Raw genomic sequence first — 22262 nt, forward strand, 5'->3', positions numbered from 1 at the left:
GGAGGCAGAAGGAAGAAATACAATTTTTGTCCTCAGCAATCAAGGGACACAAGCCCCTAAATTTATTTATGAAAAAATAAATAAATTTGTATAACGAGTGGCGCAGCGCATATTTACTGTGTCAAAAGTTAAATCCCCTAAATTTATTTATGGGGATTCCCTTCTGCCCTCTGCCTTTGTACTTCTGCCTTCTTAAGAAAATACTAGCCATGAGAAGCTCCAACGATCGCAACAAGTAGCGGCTCAAGCTCTAAAGCGTCTCTATAACGCACACCATTGATAAATAAAGCTGGAGTGTTAACTACCCCACTATCCATTCCGCTAGCAATGTCTTGATTGATGCGATCGACATGCACTTTTTGGGCAATGTCTCGAATTAACTGAGTTACATCAAGCCCTAAATTGTCAGCGTATTCTGCTAAATACCCATCTTCTAGCTCTTGCTGATGCTTCAATAACATCTCGTGCATCTGCCAAAACTGCCCTTGTGTTGCTGCTGCTTCTGTCGCTGCTGCTGCTTTTTGAGCTTGAGGATGGATTTGAGGTTGAGGAAAATGTCGGAATACAAAGCATAGAGAATCTCTCCCGAATAAGGTCGCCTCAAGCTGGCGTTGAATTGCCTGAATTGAGGTATAAAGTTCACTACATTGGGGACACTGATAATCCCCATACTCAACAAGCACAACGCGAGTATTCAACGATCCTTGTCGATGGTCTTGCTCAGAAGGAAGTACAACTAATCGATCGCGCTCTGCTTCGCAGTTACCGCAAGGGTCGTCAGGTGTGTCGTCAGGAATAACATCGCTCATTTTAAACTCTCATTCTAAATATTTGAGGAAAAGAGATTCATCGTGTACCCTCTGAAATTTCTTCCCTTCAACCTTATAATCGTTTGTATGAGTTTAATGTATGAGACTTGCTTAGGCTTGTCGTCAATTCAGGGTCTGTATTTTAATCAACAAAATGATTGAGGATGAGTCAATTTGAGGGAGTAAAACGAATCAAACTCAGGTTTGATTGCCTCAGAGACTAAAATATGATGGTTAACCCAGGCAGAAGTACCATCTTTGCTTTTACAAGCTAGCAATTCCGCGTTTCAACGCAATAATGGCTGCCTGGGTGCGATCTTTGACATCTAGCTTGCTTAAAATTCGGTTGATATGAGTCTTCACTGTACTTTCACTAATATTGAGAGCAGTGCTAATTTCCTGGTTGCTCATGCCCTGTCCGACTAACTGGAGAACTTCTAACTCACGATCGCTCAGTTCTGGAGCAGTCATCCGTTGGACTAGCTTGGCAGCCACGTTGATGGGAATATACTGTTGTCCCTTGGTCACTGTCCGAATTGCTGTCAATAGTTCCTCTGGCTCAGAGTCCTTGAGTAAATATCCCTTTGCCCCGGCTCGCAATCCTTGATAAATCTCTTCATCGGTGTCATACGTGGTCAGCACAATAATTCGGGCATTGGGAAACTCATTGCAAATGACCGTAATCGCTTGAACACCTCCCATCTCGGGCATCCGTAAATCCATCAAAGTCACATCAGGTTGCTGTTGCTGAAAAACTGCGATCGCCTCATGCCCATTTCGCCCCTGACCAACAATGATAATATCTGGAGCCTCCTCTAACATTCCGATCAACCCCTGGCGGACAACAGGATGATCGTCCACAACCAGAACGCGAATGCTACTAGGCTGATTCATGCTGACTTACCCTCGATTAATAGATACCATAATTTCTGTCCCTTGCCCTAAGTCACTTTGAATCTTTAATTTAGCTCTAATGCGTTCAGCCCGTTCTGCCATCCCCAGTAGACCAAAGCCATTCCGCATCGCCTGGTTTTCTACATTAAATCCCTGCCCATCGTCTTTAATTCGCAAGCTGCATTGGGTCGGTTCATAGATCAGTTCAATGTGGATTTTACTTGCCCTAGCATGTTTGATTGCATTTGTCAAAGCTTCCTGCCCAATCCGAAACAGATTATTTTCCAGATCGGAGGATAGGGGATAGGGTGTACCTATGACTTCGTAGACGATCTGGGTTGCGATCGAGGAGTCTAATTGAGCAGTAAGATGGCTTAAGGCATCCTGTAAGTTACTGCTCTCTAAAAGGTATGGGCGGTGTAGTGCCTCTACTGAACGACGTGCCTCCGCAAGCCCAGAACGGGCTAAGTCGAGGATCTGAGTCAGGAGAGTTTGCGCTTTTTCTGGGTCTGCCGTTACCTTATTGGCGGCAGAGCGAGCATGAATGATAATACCTGTAAACGCTTGGGCTAAAGTGTCGTGAATTTCCCGCGCCATGTGATTGCGTTCTTCTAGAATCGAGGCTTCTTCAGCTCGTTTGCGATCGCTGATATCTCTTGCCAGCCAAATGACAGAATGTTCTGAAATGGGCGAGATGCGAGTTGCAAACCAGGTTTTCCACCCTCCCACGATCGAGCTATACTCAACCGTTAGGGGCTGCTGAGTGCTTAATGCTTGCCGAATACAGCCAAGAAATGTATCGGCTTGCGATCGCTCAAAAATTTCGGAAAATGTTCGACCCACCTGTTCGTCAATCGGGTTAGATAATTTCTCTGACTCGATCAGGCTTGCTCTCAAAATCCGCCCTTCTGCATTTACTACCAAGAGCGGATCGGGCATTGCACAAAAGAGCGCCCGAAGTTCTGCTTCGGAGGCTTGCAACGCTTCTTCTGCCTGTTTGCGTCTAATTCCTAATGCAATCTCACGGGCTGAAAACTCCAACGCCTCAAAGTTGGACGACGGAATGGGATGTCGAGTAAACATCGCTATCACGCCAACAAGTTGCTCATCCAGCAGTATCGGATAGCCCGCAAATGCCACCATGCCTTCTCGTTTTGCCCATTCTTTATCAATGGATGATTCATCAAACACATTGTTAGTCAACAGAGGACAGCGTTCCTGAGCAATTTGTCCAACTTTGACGCTACCTACAGGAATTCGACTGTACTCACCGTCAAGACGGGTATACATCCCCGCACTGGCTTGTAATTCCAAAACATTCTTGTCTTTATTTAGCGTCCAAATCCGAGCAAATGCCGCATTAAAGTGCTTAACAACGGCTTGGGCACAGCGATGCAGCATCAAGGGCAAACTAGCACTTTGAGCCAAGGCACTATCCACATCGGCGCGAAAATCGGAGAGGATTGCCTGTTCCCGAAATTGAGCCTCGGACTGACGCAACACTTCTTCTGCTTGTTTGCGTTCGCTAATATCTGTCATGATACTGTAGAAGCCTCTGACTTGAGCATTGTCATCGAAATCAGGGATCAAGGTTGCGCTGATGCACCGCTTGCCAAGCCCAAAAGGGATCTCTGTTTCTAAAGATACCGTTTGCCCTGCAAACACCTGATTAATGTACGGCTCAATTCGTTGATAAACCGCCTCACCGAGAAGTTGGCGAACAGGGTTGCCCAGAATTTCATTGCGGCTACGATTAAACCAGACCTCATAGGTATGGTTGATGAATTGATAACATCGATTGGCATCTACATAGCCGATCAGAACTGGTAGAGCGTTGGTAATCAGTCGTAATTCCTGTTCCCGATGGCGCAATTCTGCTTCACTTTGCTGTAACGCGGCTGTTCGTTGGGCTACCTGTTGTTCTAAGGTGCGGTTGTAATTGGCTAAGAGACGTTCGGTTTGTTTGCGCTCAGTGATATCTTGAAAGGCTGCGATCGCATAAATCACATTGCCCTGTTCGTCAAAGACTGGAGTTCCCCATGCCTCAGATGGAATAGTTGCGTTGTTTTGGCGAATATCTATATCGTCAGTCCTGGTGCGTTCGCCACTCAACGCCCGGATAATTGGCAGTTTCTCTGACGGATAGATTTGATCCGTTCCCGTCACGTAAAATTGATAAATTTCTGAAAGTTGCTCTGGTGTCGCAGCAGGATCGACGCCTTTACCCATAAGCTCAATTCCCCGTTGATTGACATAGTAAGGGCGACCTGTCGCGTCAATAATACCAATTCCCACTGGAATCGCTTCTAAAAATTGAGTCATCTGACTTTCGCTAGCGCGGAGCTTTGAGTAGAGTTTGGCATTCTCAATTGCGATCGCTGCTTGAGTAGAAAGTAGATTCAGAACTTGCGATCGCGTAGCGTTTCCGTTGGCGCAGCCTCCCGCAGTGAAAGAGACTCGCTCTGATGTAAATGCTCCAGCAGCTAATTTATTTTCTAGATACAACACGCCCACTAGCTTACCTTGATTGAGCAGAGGCAGACATAAAATTGATTGAGTTTGATTCTGTTGAATATATGGCTCATTAATAAAATTACCTTCACGAGTAGCATCATTTAAGATGACAGATTCATGAGTACGAATAACATAATTAATAATTGATTCAGGTAGATGATTTGCAGGTGGGATAGATTGCAGCACTTGTGTAGCATAGACATTCTCACCCTCATTAAGTTCACTAGACGCTTCAATCATCCATTTTCCTGAATTTTCTAAAATCAAAAATCCTGTTTGTGCGCCAGCATTTTCGATTAATATCTTCATCAAGGAACGGAGCAGCCGATCTAGTTCAATTTCGCTCGAAATCGCCTGAGTTGCCTTCATTACTGCCGTTAAATCAAAAGCGATGTGTGAGGTATTAGAAGTGGTTTCAGCAGTAGTGCAGATTGGTGTGGAAGCCACGCTGGATAAATGAGGAAAGAACTGCGGATAGCGAGCTTCTAAATCTCTCACTTTCGCAGTTGCTCCCCACCGTTCATAGCAGTAGTGAGCTTCTTTCATGTAGGTTTGGGCGATCTTTTGCCGACCTCGCACTAGATAATGTTTAGCAGCTAACTCGTATGCTAACGCTTCTTCCTGGATATATTCATTTTCCCTGGCTCCTTGAATTGCTTGTTCATAGAATTCCTCTGCTTCAAACCACTGACTTAGAACTCGTGCAGTCTCTGCTTGCACCAGATGATATTTATGCAAACAATTCATTGGCGCATACTGTGCCCATTGCTTCATTTTATCCTGACTAACCGTAACTTTTTTGAGGAGTTCCTCTTGCACTTGAGTGCTGCTTTCAGAGTATATGGCGAGTCTTGCCAGCGCATCATATAGATAGTAAAAAGGGGCAACAGGTGTGCCTGTTATTCGGATTAAATAACGTTCTGCTATGGTTGAGTTTTCAACTGCTTGAGCGTATTCAGAAAATAGGTAACACAGGATAAGTTTATTGAAATAGACATCAAAGGTTGACGTTCCATCATTTGCTATTTCATGTTGTGGCAATCCACTTTCTTCATTGTAGAACTCGCCAACTAGACGAGTTGGGCTGACCGAAAAGCCCATCAAATTTGCGATCGCCTGATGATATATTTGGTTCCAGGTTAGCGCCGTTTTCTGTTTGATTTGACGAATTGCTTCATTGTATTTCGTCATCTCGCGCTCAACTTCTACGAGTTCCTTTCCAACTGCATAGAATTGGAAGCAATAACAATGAGCACAATAAGCAGCAAACTCTAAATCTCCAACTTCTAAACCTTTTTGGTAGGCTTCTAGCAAGGGCTGGATTGTGTTTTTAATATGCTTTTTCCAATGAATAATAAAGTTATTCACAATGAGTAATGTTCTAGCTCTGAGAGAATGAACATTAAGGTGTGACAATAGATTTAGCGCAAGTTGTCCAAACTCGTACCCAATCGCAATGTTCCCACTCGTTCCACAAAGAATTAATCCGTAAAATGCATAGGCAAAGGGAGATACAACAGCATTACCAGATTGAATTGATAATTTTACTTGTTTAGACACAAGCAGAGGCATCAAATCAGGAGCCGCAACATAGGCAGCAATCGTGATGCTTGATAAGATTCGCATCGCCGCTAACTTGTCCGGTTCGGTCATTTTCGGCAAATGGAGCAAGTTCTCGATTGCCTTCTCGCCAATGAGTGATGCGATCGCATCTAGCTCAAGCTGAATGTCTGACTGAGTTGGCGTTTCAGGAAAACTGATTCCCAGTTGCTGCAAAACTTGCAATCCAGTGTTGATTGCTTCTAATGGCTGGTTCTGCGCGATGTCAGTTTGAATTTTGACTTCGTAAACTTTCACGATGTCGAGAACCGTTTTGGCTGCTTGCAGAGCGATCGCCGCCCAGGATTCTACCTGCTCAAACTCGCCACACAAATACGCGACTTCTGTTGTTTGGGTATATAACTCTAAGGTCAGTTCATAGTTAGTTTGCCAACTTGAGTCTGCCAGCCATGCTCTACCTCTGGCTAAATAATTTTGAGCCACACTATAGGCGATCGCAGCTTTTGCTTTCTGTCCTGTGATTAAATTTAATCTAGCAATTTCATTGCGTTCTAGTCGATCTGTGACAAGCTCAATTCCATGATTAAGATGATCGACAATTTCAAACAGTCGGTCTGATAGTCGCTTTGGCAAAGTTTTTTGGAGGAGATTGCGACCAATTTGTAAATGAACAATTTGTTTTTGCGACTCATCGATTAAGGTGTATGAGGCTTGCTGCACGCGATCGTGCAAGAACTTATACTCTTGAATTAACAAGTTTTCATCTAATTCAGATAGTGGTTGAATTAATCCACCTTGTATGGCTGTTAGTAAATCTTGAAAAACCGTTTCATGTGGTCGATCGCAAACAATCGATAGAGTATCTAAATTAAACTCAGCACCGACGCAAGCAGCTAACTGGAGAATTTGCTGTGTGTTTTTTGGTAATTTATTTAACTGGGTCAGTAGTAACTCCACCACATTATCGGTAATATCCTGGGCTTGAATATCAGCTATGTTCCATTGCCAGCATAAGTTTTGTGCATCAAATGTCAGCAGATTTTCGCTATACAGCATTCTCAAAAATTCACTGACAAAGAAGGGATTGCCCTCAGTTTTACGCAACACCAAATCAGCTAACGGACGAACGATGTCTGCATTTCGATGTAGCGTTTCGGCAATTAACTGATTTAATGGCTTAAGTGTTAATGGTGTTAGGATAATTTCTTGAAGCACTGCCCCTTGTTTTCGCAGTCTCTCTAGCATTAATGCTAATGGATGCGTTGGATTTACTTCATTATCTCGATAGGCTCCAATTAAAAATAGTGATTTGGTTTGCTCATCCAGTAGCATCAACTCGATTAACTTCAGCGTTGCTGAGTCTATCCACTGCAAATCATCTAAGAATATCACCAGGGGATGTGATTCTGAACAAAACACCCGCACGAACTGCCCAAAGATTCGATGAAAGCGATTTTGAGCTTCAGTTGCTCCAATTTCTGGTACGGGTGGCTGCTTGCCGATAATTAATTCAACTTCGGGGATCGCATCAATGATGATTTGTGCGTTGTTTCCTAAAGCTGTGAGTAAGAGCGATCGCCACTGTTGCACTTGTTCGTCTGGTTCACTGAGCAATTGCTGTACCAATTTTTGCAGAGCATCTGCGATCGCACTGTAGGGAATATTGCGCCCAAATTGATCGAACTTCCCAGAGATAAAATAGCCGCGCTTTTGGGTGATTGGTTTATAGATTTCTTGCACTAACGCAGATTTACCTACTCCCGCATAGCCAGATACCAACATCATTTCGACTTGGAATTTTGATTTGCCTGTTTGTTCCCTTTGTGAAGTTGTTTCTGAATTGTTTGGTAAAGAAGCAACGCGATTTGACTCTGGACAGGCTACACGATCAAACGCCGCCAGTAACATTGCAACTTCCTTATCCCGTCCATACAGTTTTTGGGAAATTTGAAACTGACCCGAAACGTCTTGAAGCGCCAGTTGAATGCTAGAGATTTGACCGATTTCTGCTAATTGTTCAGCACAAATTTCTAAATCCGCTTTGATGCCCCAGGCACTTTGATAGCGATTTTCAGCATTTTTCGCCATCAGTTTGAGAATTATATCTGAAACTGGTTTGGGAATTGTTGTATTTATTTCATGAGGCGGAATAGGATGTTTGGCAATATGACAATGAACTAGCTCCAGCACGTCTGTGGTGGGAAATGGTAGTTGTCCGGTGAGCAGTTCGTAAAATGTCACACCTAGTGAGTAGAAATCAGTCCGGTAATCGAGCAAACGGTTCATCCGCCCAGTTTGCTCTGGAGACAGGTAGGCGAGGGTTCCTTCTAAAACATGAGGACTTTTGAAAGTCGGATTCGTGCGGTTAAATTGGGTGGCAATTCCAAAATCAATAATTTTGATAACGCCAGTATCCAGATTGAGGACTATGTTTCCAGGATTGATATCTTTATGAATGATATTGGCTGCATGGATTCTGCCTAGAATCTCGGTGAGGGCGATCGCAAGATCAAGAAAAGTCGATAAAGGCATGGGGCAGAAAATATCTGGACGCTTTTGCATCCATTTCTCTAGGGACTCTCCCCCAAAATCTTCTAAGATAATCACCAGAGTGCGTTGATAATCCTGCTGACTGTATGCCTTCACCACTCCCTCCACTGTGAGGGAACGGGTAATTTTATATTCCTGTCTGTAGCGGGTTAGTTCTTGGGGAGAAGGATAATCAAGCTTGAGCATTTTTACGGCGATCCCTACTCCATCGTCTCTGATGCCCCGATAAACTAGAGAGTTAGAACTTTCATATATCTTGTTTTGAATGGCAATACCAGGTAGAGCAATCATAGAGCAACTCTTGAGAGTATGATCTGGCATAACTTAAACTATACAGCAATTCTTATTCTGAGAATTATTACTTGCTGTTTGCTCCCATCGAGAATAAGTTTGATGAAATAAGAGATTGATAACTAAACTTTAATTTTTGACTTCAAAACATTCAACAATTTTTCTTCCAACGCCGTCAAATAAGCCCGATTCAGCTTTCCTAACGACTCCAAAAACTTCTGTACCGATTCCTCCAGCCCACTAGAATACACCCGATTGATGCGTAGGCGTAGCCCGCCGCAGGCATCGCAATTACCAACGTCAGTGATGATAGCTCCAGCGATCGCAGTTAAGATTATGGGAATTCTCCACAATGGCTTCATGTTGCAACAATAATTGTTGCAATATTAAGAAATCACAATTTTAACCGCACTGAACATTTATTAGCGATTGTTTTTTCAACTTATGTAAATAACTGAACATTGCTACAATCAAGGCATTTACGCGTCCGCAGCTTTTCACCTTCCCCCCACCCAGCCCCATCAGCCCGGAAATACACGTAATTTTTATATAGGACTCATATTTGATTGCGTGAAAAAAACTCAGTACAGCTTTATTCCTTCTTCCCAGTCCCCAGTCCCCAGTCCCTAGTCCCTACGATTAATTCAGAAATCAAATCAGATTGCTATATGCTAACAATGTGTTTTAACCTGAACTGGGGTGATGTTAAGACTCCCCCATGATGAGTCCCTCAATCGTATGCGCTTGTACGATAGGTTCTAGTTCATCGACGATTCGGCAGGCGAAGTGCTTTCGCTGTTCTGCGGGTATAGTTTTGTAATAAGCACGAGTGAACTGGAGATCGTGCCGCTTTGCGTTTTGGGCATCTGGAGCATCCACACCAAGCACTAGCGTCGGGCGGGATTTTTGGGATTGGTTGGCAGTACCCCGATGAATGGTCAGCGCTGACCGGACAGATATATCTCCACGCTTTGGGAGCTTCCTGACAGCACGCTCCTGGTATCGGTCGTAGAGAGATTTTGGCGGAAACATTTCGTGTTTGAAGCCGATTGGCCGATCCCACTGGGTACCGAGTGCTATCTCGAACGGCCCCATGTCCTCTTCGACATCCACGGTGGTTAAGTTGAAGGCAAGCGAGTTGAGCCTGCGTCCTGTCAGAGTGGCTTCGGGTGCGGGAAAGTCGCGGTGCCAGGGCTGATTCATGGAGCCAGTCAGAGGCACGTCAAACCCAATCTCTACGATTTTGTAGTCCTCTCCAAGGACTGCGGTTGACACTGCCACTACCCAAGGATGTGTGACCAGATCGAGAAATCCCCCGATCCTCTCCGGGTGAATCTCTACGTAGTATCGGTTGGGCCCGCGCCCCACTGCTCCTCCCGGACGCGCAAGCGCTTCAGAGAAGAGAACCTCAATATCCTCACCAAGGCGATCTGCCCAGGTCGGCTCGAATGCGCCTTTCAACCCAACGATCCCATCGCCGTAGAGTCCGCCCATGACGGCGGCAGTATCATACTGCTCAAAGAGCGCGGTTGGGGGAATCTCTTCTGTTTTCTGGGCTTGGACGGTATTCGTGTAATCAAAAATAACTTCGCGTGCGGCGGTATTCATCCTAATCCCCTTCTGAAAGAATTTTGAAAAAAGCACATAACAGGGGTCATTTTGGGCGAGATGATAGCAATATAGTTCTGCTGCCTAACTACAATAACCCCAAGAACTAATAATAAATTGGGGTAGAAGGTGCGTAATTGGGCTATAAAATCTAAATAAAAGGATTTTGGACGATAATATCCAAAAAATGCTCTAGTTTTTAACCGAAAAATTGTAAATAAAGTTAATAAATACTTTTGCTGTTGTCGTCATACATACGCAAGATTTATACTTTAGTGTCATTTTTAAGGTTTCTGTTTCTTTTCTATAGCTTCAGTGCATGGTGATGTAACACAGAACACACTATCCACCTTACTTTTTAGCGATGGACTGAAACTCGCTTACCAGGGTCTTGTTTTTTTACCCAAACCAAGAATTTTTGCATTTGCGGCTCACTTTTGAGCTTGTCTAGTGTGTTGAGTTCAAGGGCCAGCAGCTTATTATCGAATAAAACATGAATCTGTCGATGGCAGGCAGAACAGATATTTGCTGTTGGGCCTGGGTCTTGTTTTTTGCGTTTGGTATTTTGTCGTGGAATTAAGTGATGGACAGTTAAATATTCCATCTCTCTTTGACACAGTTGGCATTGCTTGTGTTGATTATTTGGCACCTGATGAATGATAAAACTCTATCTAATATCATAGCGATTACTAAACTAGGGCTAATCGGCTCAACATAAAACTGCCCTGGAGTTATCCAGAGCAGTTTTTGATAGAAGTAAATTATATGGGAGACAATTAATCTTGTCCCCGGTTTATCCATAATAGATACCGTTATATAATACTATTCACCTCAAGTTTCGTGCTTTATGCAAAAAACGAATAATCTTCAAGTTGGCATTACAAAGATTAGAAGTCAGCATCAGCCAGCGTATCACAGATGGCATCCGCTTCTCTACTGTCCACCTCTGATTTTCCTCAACTGGGCTAGGACTTGCAGATAGGGAGCGATCGCACTTGGTGTCGGCTCACTCCCCAAAATTAACGCCGCAGCTTGCAGGGCCGCCATAAGCCGGTGGCGATCGCAGTTAACCAACCAGAATTAATTTGAAGGTTTTCCCTATTTTCAAGATCGGTGACTCTTATAAAAGTTCTCCTAGAGTCGTTTCAACATTTTGAACTAGGCAATCCCGATGCCGCCTGTTACACCATAAACTTCTCCGGTGATGTAGCTGCCTTCTTGGGAAGCAAGCAACACATACACAGGAGCAATTTCCACAGGTTGCCCAGGTCTTCCGAGCGGAACTTCAGAACCAAATTTCTCGATCTTCTCCTGGGTCTGACCACCACTCGGCTGTAGCGGAGTCCAGAATGGACCGGGTGCGACTGCATTAACGCGCACTCCTTTCTCGATCATCTGTTTGGCGAGAGATTTGCTGAAATTCTCAATGCCGGCTTTGGTCATCGCATAGTCAAGCAGACTCGCTGAAGGTTGATATGCCTGAATCGAAGTGGTGTTAATAATTGATGCTCCGGGTTTAAGATGTGGAACGGCAGCTTTGGTAATCCAAAATAGCGCGTAGAGGTTTGTCTTCATCACTTTATCGAAATGCTCAGTCGTGATATCGCTAATTGATGGGTAAGATGTCTGTGCGCCAGCATTGTTCACCAGAATATCTAAACCGTTCAAAGATTGCACTGCATCTGTCACCAGCTTTTGGCAAAAATGCTCGTCGGTGATGTCACCCGGAAGCGCAACTGCTTTGCGCCCTGATTGTTCAATCAATTGGATGACTTCTTGAGCATCAGCCTCTTCGCTCTTAAGATAGCCGATCGCGACATCAGCACCTTCTCGCGCAAATGCGATCGCAACAGCACGCCCGATACCAGAATCGGCTCCGGTGACTAATGCCTTCCGACCTGCAAGTTTTCCACATCCAATGTAGCTCTGCTCACCGTGATCCGGTTGGGGCTGCATCTTTTGAGCAAGTCCTGGTACGGGCTGTGGTTGTTGAGGAAAGGGCGGAGCGGGATATTGCTGCCGGGGGTCTTGCATCTCTAATCGATCGGATTTCATCACTTAGTTGTTTTGATAGTTTTTGCAATTCAAGACTCAAGTATCAAGCATTAAGGAGAACGATTCCTCACCCTTTGAGCAGAATAATCTTCCAGAGTATGTAAGACTTAGGCGCGGGCTTGCTCGATGCGCTTGTATTGGGCTAGAGGTAACATCAACTGCTGGAAATCCCTTTCCTCCAACGAGTGAATCTGACCAATCATATCGGTTAGTTGACTCTACAAAGCACAAAAAGTCTTATTTTTCGGGTAAAAATTGCAGAAAAGCTGTCAATGCACTTTTCTGCATGTTCCAGGTGGAGAAACTGCACCTAAAGCAGCAGAAAAGGTTGCTGTGTTACATGAAGTTCTCAGATATTGTGTAAGTCATTGGCAACAGTAAAACTACTGAACGCCATTATTTCCTGGTTTTTAAGCTAAGTAATTACACAACTTCAGATTTGTACAAGTTAATTGCATACATATTTTAGAAGGATGTTGAAACGATGATTATTGTCATGAAATCCGGTTCTCCTCGACAAGAAATTGACTCATTGCTCACAGAACTTTCACGCTGGAATGTTGTCCCAGAAATCTCTGTAGGTAAACATAAAGTAGCTATTGGTTTAATTGGTGATACGGCAGAAATCGACGTGCGCCAAGTGCAAAATTTAAGCCCTTTTATTGAGCAAGTGCTACGGATAAAGAAGCCATTCAAACGCACTAGTTTAGAGTTTCGTCATGGTGAACCCAGTGAAGTCAAGGTGTTTACACCCTCTGAAACCATAACCTTTGGTCAAAACCATCCTGTAGTTGTAATTGCAGGCCCCTGTTCTGTAGAAAGCGAAGAAATGATTGTAGAAACTGCACTGCAAGTCAAAGCCGCAGGTGCAAAGTTTCTCAGAGGAGGTGCTTACAAACCCAGAACTTCACCTTATGCTTTCCAGGGACATGGAGAAAGTGCCTTGGACTGGTTAGCAACAGCTAAATCGGTTTCTGGCTTGGGCATTATTACCGAGGTAATGGATGCGGCTGAATTGGAAATAATTTCATCAGTTGCAGATATTTTGCAAATTGGCGCACGCAATATGCAAAACTTTTCCCTTTTGAAAAAAGTCGGTGCAACCAATAAACCTGTGTTCCTCAAACGTGGTTTGTCAGCCACTATTGAAGATTGGCTGATGTCAGCAGAGTATATTTTGGCAGCAGGAAATCCCAATGTGATTTTGTGCGAACGAGGCATTAGAACTTTTGATCGGGAATATACACGCAACACGTTAGATATATCTGCAATTCCGGTTTTGCGTAATTTAACTCACCTTCCAATTGCGATCGATCCTAGCCACGCTACTGGTAAATCGGAATTGGTGACATCAATGGCGCTGGCTGCGATCGCGGCTGGTTGTGATTCGCTAATGGTTGAGGTTCACCCTAACCCTCAAAAAGCCCTTTCAGATGGGCCTCAATCGCTCAATTTTCCTAACTTTGAGCAATTTATGAAAGAAATCACTCCTCTGGGCAAATTCTTTGGTCGTTGGCAAGAACCAAGATACACAAACAGTAAAGTCACTCAGTCGCAGACATCTTTAATAAATTGGAAGATTGGGGTTCTTTAAGAATTGTTAGCTCGTCAGCCAAGATTGAAAACTTTAGTCACAACAAACTCTAGAAAACATGAATACAGTTAGCTTAAGTACAAACACTGGCCAGAAAACAGCTTTTTCTTTTGTCCCTAGTTCTGATGATGCCGTAGTCGTAGGCGATCGCAATCTCACTGTTGAAGAAGTAATTAGTGTAGCGCGTTATGGCAAACAGGTACGTTTAACTGACGATCCAGAAAAACTGGGTAATATTCAAGCATCCTGCGATTATATTCGTAATGCCGTTGAATCTGGTGAACCTATTTATGGGGTGACAACTGGTTTTGGTGGTATGGCAAACGTGGTAATTTCTCCTGAATCTGCGACTTTACTACAAAATAATTTGATGTGGTATCACAAAGTAGGTGCAGGTAAAAAAATACCTCTAGTTGATGTTCGGGCTGCCATGCTGCTACGTGTGAATTCTCACATTAGTGGTGCATCGGGGATTCGTTTAGAAATCCTCAAGCGGATGTTGATATTTCTGAATGCTGGTGTTACACCTCATGTCTGCGAATTTGGTTCCATTGGTGCTAGTGGTGATTTAACACCCTTAGCATATATTACCGGAGCATTGATTGGTTTAAATTCCAGTTACACCGTTGACTTTAACGGTGAAGAAATAAATGCCCTAACAGCACTCAAAAAGCTGAATTTAGAGCCATTGCACCTACTTCCTAAAGAAGGGTTAGCAATGATGAATGGTACTTCAGTCATGACAGGTATCGCCGCTAATTGCGTCTACGACACCAAAAATCTTTTAGGATTGTCAATGGCTGCCCACGCCTTAGCTATTCAAGGTTTAAATGGGACTAATCAATCATTTCACCCATTTATCCATAAACTCAAACCACATTCAGGACAAAAATGGGCTGCTAGCCAAATGCTCAACCTGTTAGAAGGTTCACAGTTAGTTAGAGACGAGTTAAATGGCGCTCACAACTATCGTGGCGAACATCCGATTCAAGATCGTTATTCACTGCGTTGTTTGCCTCAATATATGGGGCCAATTGTCGATGGTTTTGACCAAATTAAAAAACAAATTGAGGTAGAAATTAACTCTGTAACTGACAACCCACTTATCGATGTAGAAAACCAAGCAAGTTATCATGGCGGTAATTTCTTAGGGCAGTACATTGGTGTAGGCATGGATCAATTGCGTTATTACATCGGGTTGTTAGCTAAACACTTGGATGTCCAAATAGCGTACTTGGTTGCACCAGAATTTAACAATGGGCTATCTCCATCTTTAGTTGGTAACACAGATCGAGTTGTAAACATGGGATTGAAGGGATTGCAAATTACTGGCAACTCGATTATGCCTCTGTTAACCTTCTATGGAAATTCTATAGCCGATCGTTTTCCCACTCACGCAGAACAATATAACCAAAATATCAATAGTCAAGGTTTTGCTTCGGCAAATTTAGCACGTCAATCAGTAGAAATATTTCAACAGTATATAGCGATCGCCTTGATGTTTGGCGTGCAAGCAGTTGATTTACGCACATACAAAACTGTTGGACATTATGATGCCCGCGTCACCCTCTCGCCAGCAACCAGAAATTTATATCTAGCAATCCGTGATGTCGTCGGACAAGCGCCTTCTGCCGACAGACCTTACATCTGGAATGACCACGAACAAGCCCTAGACGAACACATCGCCAAAATTGCCAGTGATATCGCCAATGGTGGACAGATTGTGCAAGCAGTTAAGGAGCTTTTGTTGACCTGAAACTCCTAAGTCTTAATCTGTTACGAACGGTGATGATTTTTTCTAATTAAATTGGAGAGAATACAATGATCAAACAAAGCATCTACCAAAATGCACGTAAAAAACCTCCTGGCCCACCTGGTTTTCCGATTATTGGTTGCTTTCCACAAATGTCAACAAATCCGCTGCAATTCCTCACCAATGCAGCGCGTGAGTATGGTGGCGTTGTCCATCTGGGGTCAATCGGCCCGCAACAACTTTACTTGATTGCCGATCCCGATTCTATAAAATATGTCCTGCAAGAAAATCCTCAGAACTATACAAAAGGTGAAAATTTCCAGGACATAAAACTAGTAATTGGCGAAGGCTTGGTAATTAGCGAGGGTAACTCATGGCGTTCCCAGCGTCGCCTCATGCAACCATCTTTTCACCGCCAGCAAATCGCCGCGATGGTCAATGACATGACCCAGCTTACCGCCGAGATGGTAGAACGCTGGCAAAAAATTCCACCCGGTGCAACTCTCGATATCTCTGCGGAAATGCTCGTGCTGACACAGAAGATTCTGCTGAAGACGACTTTGAGTATCGATGCTGATCGTGACACCAGCGAACTAATTCAGGCTTGGAATATTATCTACAAGTTCCTTAGCGATCGCTTATGGGCTGTCATCAAGCCGCCTATTAGCTTCCCCACACCAAAAAACCGCCAGTTTACCCAAGCAATCAACACCCTCCGCACAGTTGCTAACAACATTATTCAGCAACGCAAACAAGGCAATCATACTACTCATGACATACTTTCAATGTTCATGAGTACTCAGGATGAATCTGGCAAAGGATTGAGCGATCGGCAATTACATGACCAGATAGTTGGACTCTTCTCGGCTGGATTTGAGACTTCAGCTGTAACACTTGGCTGGATCTGGTACTTGCTTTCCAAATATCCCACCGTGGAACGCGAGTTACAGGCAGAACTGGCTACGGTATTGGCTTGCAGAACCCCTACTTTCGAGGATTTGCCATACCTGAAATATACCAAAATGGTTGTCCAAGAGGCAATGCGACTTTATCCGGGTGCGTGGGTTTATGCCCGCAACAACTTGGGCGATGATTTGATTGGCGGCTATCATATTCCAGCTGGCTCGATGCTTTTGTTCAGTCCCTTTGTCACGCACCGCCTCCCTACTTTTTGGGATAATCCTGAAGGCTTTGATCCTGAACGATTCACACCAGAACGCTCTGTTGATCGTCCCCGTTATGCATACTTTCCTTTCGGCGGCGGCCAACGTCAATGCTTAGGTGACATCTTTGCATTAACAGAAATTCAGTTGATTGTGGCAATGGTGTGTCAACGTTTCCGCCTCAATCTACTGCCTGAACATCCAGTTGAGCCGCAGCCATTGCTAACTCTGCAAACACGCAAAGGCATCCTGATGACATTGCAGCCACGAACGGAACTCGATAACGTCAGTCAGCTAAATACTCAAAAGATATTATTAACACTGAATTCTTCTGAGCAATGACTGTCGAAGTAGACAAAGGTAATGAAGTTAAGTGAGTCTTTTTAGCCATGAATATTGCCCATCATATCGAGCGGGGTTATCAACTATATCCTGACAAAATTGCGCTGATATTTGAAGAGAAATCTTTTACTTACAAACAGCTTAACCAACTAGCAAATCGTCTAGCTAACAGTTTAAGTGGATTAGGAATTAAAAAAGGCGATCGCGTAGTTTTGTTTTTGCCAAATATTCCAGAATTTATCATTTCTTATCTTGGTATTCTCAAAATTGGTGCGGTTGTTGTCTCAGTCAACGTCATGCTGAAAAGCAATGAAGTTAGCTATATTCTCAACGATTGTGCTGCTAAGGCAATCATTACCACAGAGTCACTCGTTGAAAATGTACCAGAGGCAGATTTACCCGAACTGCAACACATTTTGATTGCAGAAGGTAGCGCCAAAAAGGGAATTACTTTAGCAAAACTGATGGAAAGTGCTTCTGGTAATGCAGATGCTATTGAAATAGATCGCCATACTCCTGCTAGCATTGTCTATACGTCGGGAACAACAGGTTTTCCTAAAGGAGCGACCCTTTCTCACGGCAACATAATTTCTAATATGTATTCGCAAAACCGTTGTTGTGGAATGCAATCAGATGACCGATTAGTACTTTACTTACCGTTATTTCATTGCTTTGGTCAAAATGCTATTCTCAATGCAGCATTAAACGTGTGTGCCACAATTATCCTGAAACGTCGATTTGATCTTGAGCAAATACTCAACGCGATCGCAACTCATCAAGTAACAATGTTCTTTGGTGTACCAACGGTATTTATTAATCTGTTAAATAGCGATTTATCTAGTTATAACCTCAATAGCGTGCGTTATTACTTTTCAGCAGCTGCACCGATGCCAATTGAAGTTGCACAAACTTGGCGAGATAAGTATGGAAAAGTCATCAATGAAGGATATGGTTTAACTGAAACATCACCATGTGCATCTTATAATCATGATTTGAAATACAAACTCGGTTCCATTGGCGCTCCCATCGAGAATGTAGAAATGAAGGTTATAGACACTAAGGGTAATCAGGTAGAGCTTGGTGAATTGGGTCAAATAGTAATTAAAGGGCCTAATGTCATGCTTGGTTATTGGAATCGTCCATTTGAAACTGCTGAAGTAATTAAAGATGGTTGGTTCCATACTGGTGACATTGGTCGGGTAGATGAAGACGGTTTTTTTTACATCGTTGACCGTTTGAAAGACATGATTAATATGTCTGGATTTAAGGTATATCCAACTGAAGTAGAAAATGTAATTTATCAACACTCGTCTGTTGCTGAAGTAGCTGTATATGGTGTAAATGATGATTATAAAGGTGAGATAGTTCACGCAAATATTATTTTGAAAGATGGTCACGTTATTAGCGAAGAACAAATCATCAAATTTTGCTCTGAAAGAATGGCAAAATACAAACTTCCCTGTAACATTAATTTTGTAGATTCTCTGCCAAAAAACCCAACTGGTAAAGTTCTAAAACGAGTTTTGCGCCAGCAATCAGGTTCTAAAAGGCTTTTAACAAATAAATCGTAGTTTGAGCTAACTACTCACTTCAAATAAAAGAAAATAGGGGAAACAGGTTTTTGATTTACCCTACATCAAAGAATTTTCCAAAAATACGCAAGTACGTAAAAAGTCAACAGAAAGTAACAAAAATTGGCAATCATGAATATTAAATCCATCAACAAAAGCACTAATTCTTCTCAAGCTTTGGGAACGAAAACTAGCCTCTCACCTAATCAAATCTCATTTGATTCAACTGGATCTTCTATTTTCTCGCCTGCATCACTGAATGAAAAATCTCCAGAGTCAGAATTAGCTCAACCTACAGTTGCAGAGGCTTTAATCGAGATCCTGGAAAATTTGGGAGTTGAGTATGGATTCGGTGTTTCAGGAGGCGGTATCGGGCCATTATGGGCAACATTAAACCGTAGCAGCATCCAATTGCTTCACTTTCGCCATGAATCAGGAGCAGCCTTCGCCGCGACTGAAACTTATTTTGCCAGCGATCGCCCCGTCGTGGTATTCACTACTACAGGCCCTGGGATCACTAACGCTCTGACTGGGCTTTTTGCGGCGCGAGGGGAAGGAGCAAAGGTAATTTTCTTGTCGGCTGCAACCTCAACTGCAAATCGCGGTCGGGGAGCTTGTCAAGAAACTAGCGCCCACACAATGCCCTTCTCAGGAATTTTTACTTCGGGCCCACTATTCAATTACGCAACTATATTAGAGTCTGGAGATCAACTGCCAGAAATTTCTCGCAGACTTGCCCAAGGTTTAGCCCAACCAGGCAGCTTTGTAGCCCATATTAGCGTTCCTACCCCAATCCAGACGACACCATTAAAAGCACAGTTACCTCAGCAAGGCTTTTCTCAATCTGTACCAACAGCTAGTGAAGAAGCGATCGCTAAATCTGTAAAACTATTATCTGAAGAATCCTTTGCCATCTGGGTTGGCTTTGGGGCGCGACACGCCGCCGAGGAAATCCGCCAGTTGGCACAAAAAACTGGGGCGGCGGTAATGACATCACCTCGCGCCAAAGGGATTTTTCCAGAACATCATCCCCAATTTATCGGTGTCACAGGTTTTAGCGGACATTTATCAGTCCTGACATATATGCAAGAGCAACGACCGCAACGCATATTAGTGTTGGGAACGCGCCTTGGTGAACCTACCTCATTTTGGAGTCCGGCGATGATTCCCAGTAATGGATTCATTCATGTTGATATCGATGCGCAAGTTCCAGGAGTAGCTTATCCATCAGTAGAGACTGTTGCTGTCCACTCAGAAATCAAAGCATTCCTCAAAGCGATATTAAAACACTTGCCAAAACGTCTTAATTGGTTTCCTAATTCCTCACTACCCCGTCCTGAAATTTACACCAATGCTCCCCGCAACAATGGTTTAGTGCGCCCCGAAGTTCTGATGGATGCAATTCAAGGGCTGATTATTGAGGGTAGCGATGCCTCAATCTTAGCTGAAGCGGGTAACTCCTTTGCTTGGGCAACTCACTTGTTGCGATTTAAGCAACCAGGTCGTTACCGGATTAGTACTGGTTTTGGCTCTATGGGTCATGCTACCACCGGGGTAGTTGGCACAGCATTAGGGCGAAAAGGTAAAGCCGTTGCAATTGTTGGCGACGGAGCAATGCTGATGAACAACGAAGTCAGCACGGCAGTGAGATTTGAGGTTCCATCTGTCTGGATTATCCTCAACGATGGACGTTACAATATGTGCGCCCAAGGAATGGCATTGCAGGGGTTAAGTGGCCAGGTTCCCATAGATACAGAAATACCGAGTACTGATTTTGCTGCGATCGCTAGAGCTATGGGAGCTGACGGTATCTGTGTTAATATTGAATCAGATTTGGAAGCGGCGCTACAAAAAGCACTTTTATCTACTGTTCCATTCATTGTTGATGTGAAAATTGACCCAACGCGACCCGCACCTATTGGAGGCCGCATTCAAAGTTTGATTAAGCAAGGAGCCATAGAAGCTAAAACGGTTATTGGTCATTAGTCATTGGTCATTAGTCGAATGGCACGCTTGTTAACGCCAAACCCATTACCTATAAGGCTTTTGGGTGTGGGGTGTGGCTGAGTGGGTGTAGTGAAGAAGGAAAATATTTATGTTCATACTCGATATTTTGTTTTCTTAATTTTCCCCGAACCTGCAACCCTACCCCCAACACCCTGCCTACACGAGCTTTCAGCTTTACAAGCGTGCCATTCGGTCATTAGTCATTAGTACCAATGATTAATAACTATATAGCGTTTCCAAATCATACAAGGTATATCATAGCCCCCTCCCCGCAAGCGATGAGGGGGTTGGGGGTGGGGTTCTTTTACCTCACTCAACTGAGAATCGTATCAGTATTTTCCACTTTCATCGTGTAATACCAAAAACAAAATCAAAAGGATATTTGTCATGACAACATTAGAACCAGTAGGTATTCGTGCAGTTTCAGTTAACTTTCCTAGCATCATCCGCACAAACAATTACTACAGAGAGAATTTCCCAAAGATGGTTGCTGAGGCTGAACAAAAAACTCTAGCGAAATTGTTTGTACCCGACCAAGCCACAGTCACCAGTGATGATGATATCTGGTCACAAGAAGTAACACCATATATGTCAGACCCTTTCCGTGGTACTGTGGAACGAAGGGTGTTAGCTCCCGATGAGACTTCGCTCTCACTAGAATATCGCGCCGCCCTCGATGCCCTCGAAGCCGCAAAGCTATCTCCTGAAGACATCGATCTCATGCTCGTTACTTCACTATTTCCAGAGCAAATCACACCTGGTAATGCTGCTTTTCTGGCTGGAAAATTGGGACTACAAGCTGCGGCGTGGAATATAGAATCAACTTGCACTTCAGTATTAGTTTCGCTTCAAACGGCCTGTTCTTTAGTGCAAACGAGACAGTATCAGAATGTGTTAGTAGTCGTCTCAACTACATATTCGCGCTATACTGACGAAAATGATACTTTAGCATTTTTATCAGGCGACGGTGCTGGAGCCTTTGTAGTTGGTAAACTGAAAGCAAACCAAGGTATTCTCGGTACGAAAATTGCCAATACTGCTGCTACCTGCGGTGCTTTCTATAATGAATTCACCACCGATGAACATGGTAACGTCAAAATGTTTATCCGAGGTGGCAAGGGTGCAAGCAAGATGTTTAACGAGACAACAGTGAAGTTTATTCGTCTATGTTGCCACGGTGCGATCGCTGATGCTGGACTCACCTTAGATCAAATCAACTTTTTTGTCTTTAATACACCCAGTGCCTGGTATTCACGAGTTTGCACCCGCGCTCTCGGTATTGAACCAGAGCGTACACTCAACATTAATCCCCTATATGCCAATATTGGGCCAACCTTTCCCGTTGCGAATCTCTACCATGCCGCCCATGCAGGTAAAATTCGTGAAAACGATCTAGTTCTCGTCTACACAATGGGTTCGTCATCTAATGCTGGTGGCTGTGTAATGCGCTGGGGCGATGTCGCGCTAGGCCCTGCTCCTGCTCCATCAGTCAGCTTTTCTCAACAAGAGGATAGAATTCTGATTCGTCAATAGGATTCTTGACTTTTATAG

Annotated in this window: 13 protein-coding genes; 6 read left to right on the plus strand and 7 right to left on the minus strand. The window is 43.7% G+C overall.

What is annotated here, in order from left to right; all coding sequences use genetic code 11:
* Positions 1 to 203: 203 nt before the first annotated feature.
* The 7 genes from RMX89_RS13420 to RMX89_RS13450 all read right to left on the minus strand — a co-directional run bounded on the left by RMX89_RS13420 (position 204) and on the right by RMX89_RS13450 (position 12281).
* Positions 204 to 809, minus strand: coding sequence for a DsbA family protein (locus RMX89_RS13420; RefSeq protein WP_322689276.1), 606 nt, complete (start codon positions 807 to 809; stop codon positions 204 to 206).
* Positions 810 to 1073: 264 nt separating this feature from the next.
* Positions 1074 to 1703 (minus strand): response regulator transcription factor, encoded by a 630-nt coding sequence (locus RMX89_RS13425; RefSeq protein WP_322689277.1) that lies wholly within the window; start codon positions 1701 to 1703, stop codon positions 1074 to 1076.
* Between the two features lie 6 nt (positions 1704 to 1709).
* Positions 1710 to 8618 (minus strand): protein kinase domain-containing protein, encoded by a 6909-nt coding sequence (locus tag RMX89_RS13430; RefSeq protein ID WP_322689278.1) that lies wholly within the window; start codon positions 8616 to 8618, stop codon positions 1710 to 1712.
* A gap of 122 nt (positions 8619 to 8740) precedes the next feature.
* Positions 8741 to 8980, minus strand: coding sequence for a hypothetical protein (locus RMX89_RS13435; RefSeq protein ID WP_322674609.1), 240 nt, complete (start codon positions 8978 to 8980; stop codon positions 8741 to 8743).
* A 343-nt stretch (positions 8981 to 9323) separates the two neighbouring features.
* The gene (locus RMX89_RS13440) at positions 9324 to 10226 is read right to left on the minus strand and encodes a phytanoyl-CoA dioxygenase family protein (protein ID WP_322674610.1); all 903 of its coding nucleotides are present in this window, start codon (positions 10224 to 10226) and stop codon (positions 9324 to 9326) included.
* 358 nt (positions 10227 to 10584) lie between these two features.
* Positions 10585 to 10875, minus strand: a complete 291-nt coding sequence (locus RMX89_RS13445) for an HNH endonuclease (protein ID WP_322674611.1) — start codon at positions 10873 to 10875, stop codon at positions 10585 to 10587.
* A gap of 509 nt (positions 10876 to 11384) precedes the next feature.
* Positions 11385 to 12281 (minus strand): SDR family oxidoreductase, encoded by an 897-nt coding sequence (locus RMX89_RS13450; RefSeq protein WP_322689279.1) that lies wholly within the window; start codon positions 12279 to 12281, stop codon positions 11385 to 11387.
* A gap of 484 nt (positions 12282 to 12765) precedes the next feature.
* Between RMX89_RS13450 and aroF the strand changes: the two genes are divergently transcribed.
* From aroF to RMX89_RS13480, 6 genes are all read left to right on the plus strand, one after another.
* A complete protein-coding gene (gene aroF / locus RMX89_RS13455; protein WP_322689280.1) occupies positions 12766 to 13875 on the plus strand; it encodes a 3-deoxy-7-phosphoheptulonate synthase in 1110 nt (369 codons plus the stop codon).
* A 58-nt stretch (positions 13876 to 13933) separates the two neighbouring features.
* Entirely contained in the window at positions 13934 to 15631 is a 1698-nt protein-coding gene (locus RMX89_RS13460) for an aromatic amino acid ammonia-lyase (protein ID WP_322689281.1), read from the plus strand.
* 65 nt (positions 15632 to 15696) lie between these two features.
* On the plus strand, positions 15697 to 17133 hold the full coding sequence (locus tag RMX89_RS13465; protein WP_322689282.1) for a cytochrome P450: 1437 nt from the start codon (positions 15697 to 15699) through the stop codon (positions 17131 to 17133).
* Between the two features lie 47 nt (positions 17134 to 17180).
* Complete coding sequence (locus tag RMX89_RS13470) at positions 17181 to 18704, plus strand: long-chain fatty acid--CoA ligase (RefSeq protein WP_322689283.1); 1524 nt, start codon at positions 17181 to 17183, stop codon at positions 18702 to 18704.
* Positions 18705 to 18836: 132 nt separating this feature from the next.
* Positions 18837 to 20690: a ScyA-related TPP-binding enzyme gene (locus tag RMX89_RS13475; protein WP_322689284.1), complete on the plus strand. Its 1854-nt coding sequence runs from the start codon at positions 18837 to 18839 to the stop codon at positions 20688 to 20690.
* Between the two features lie 408 nt (positions 20691 to 21098).
* The gene (locus tag RMX89_RS13480) at positions 21099 to 22244 is read left to right on the plus strand and encodes a 3-oxoacyl-ACP synthase III family protein (protein ID WP_322689285.1); all 1146 of its coding nucleotides are present in this window, start codon (positions 21099 to 21101) and stop codon (positions 22242 to 22244) included.
* The last annotated feature ends 18 nt before the right edge of the window (positions 22245 to 22262 follow it).

Origin of the sequence: Nostoc sp. DedSLP04 (assembly GCF_034530775.1) — a bacterium.
GTDB lineage: Bacteria > Cyanobacteriota > Cyanobacteriia > Cyanobacteriales > Nostocaceae > Nostoc.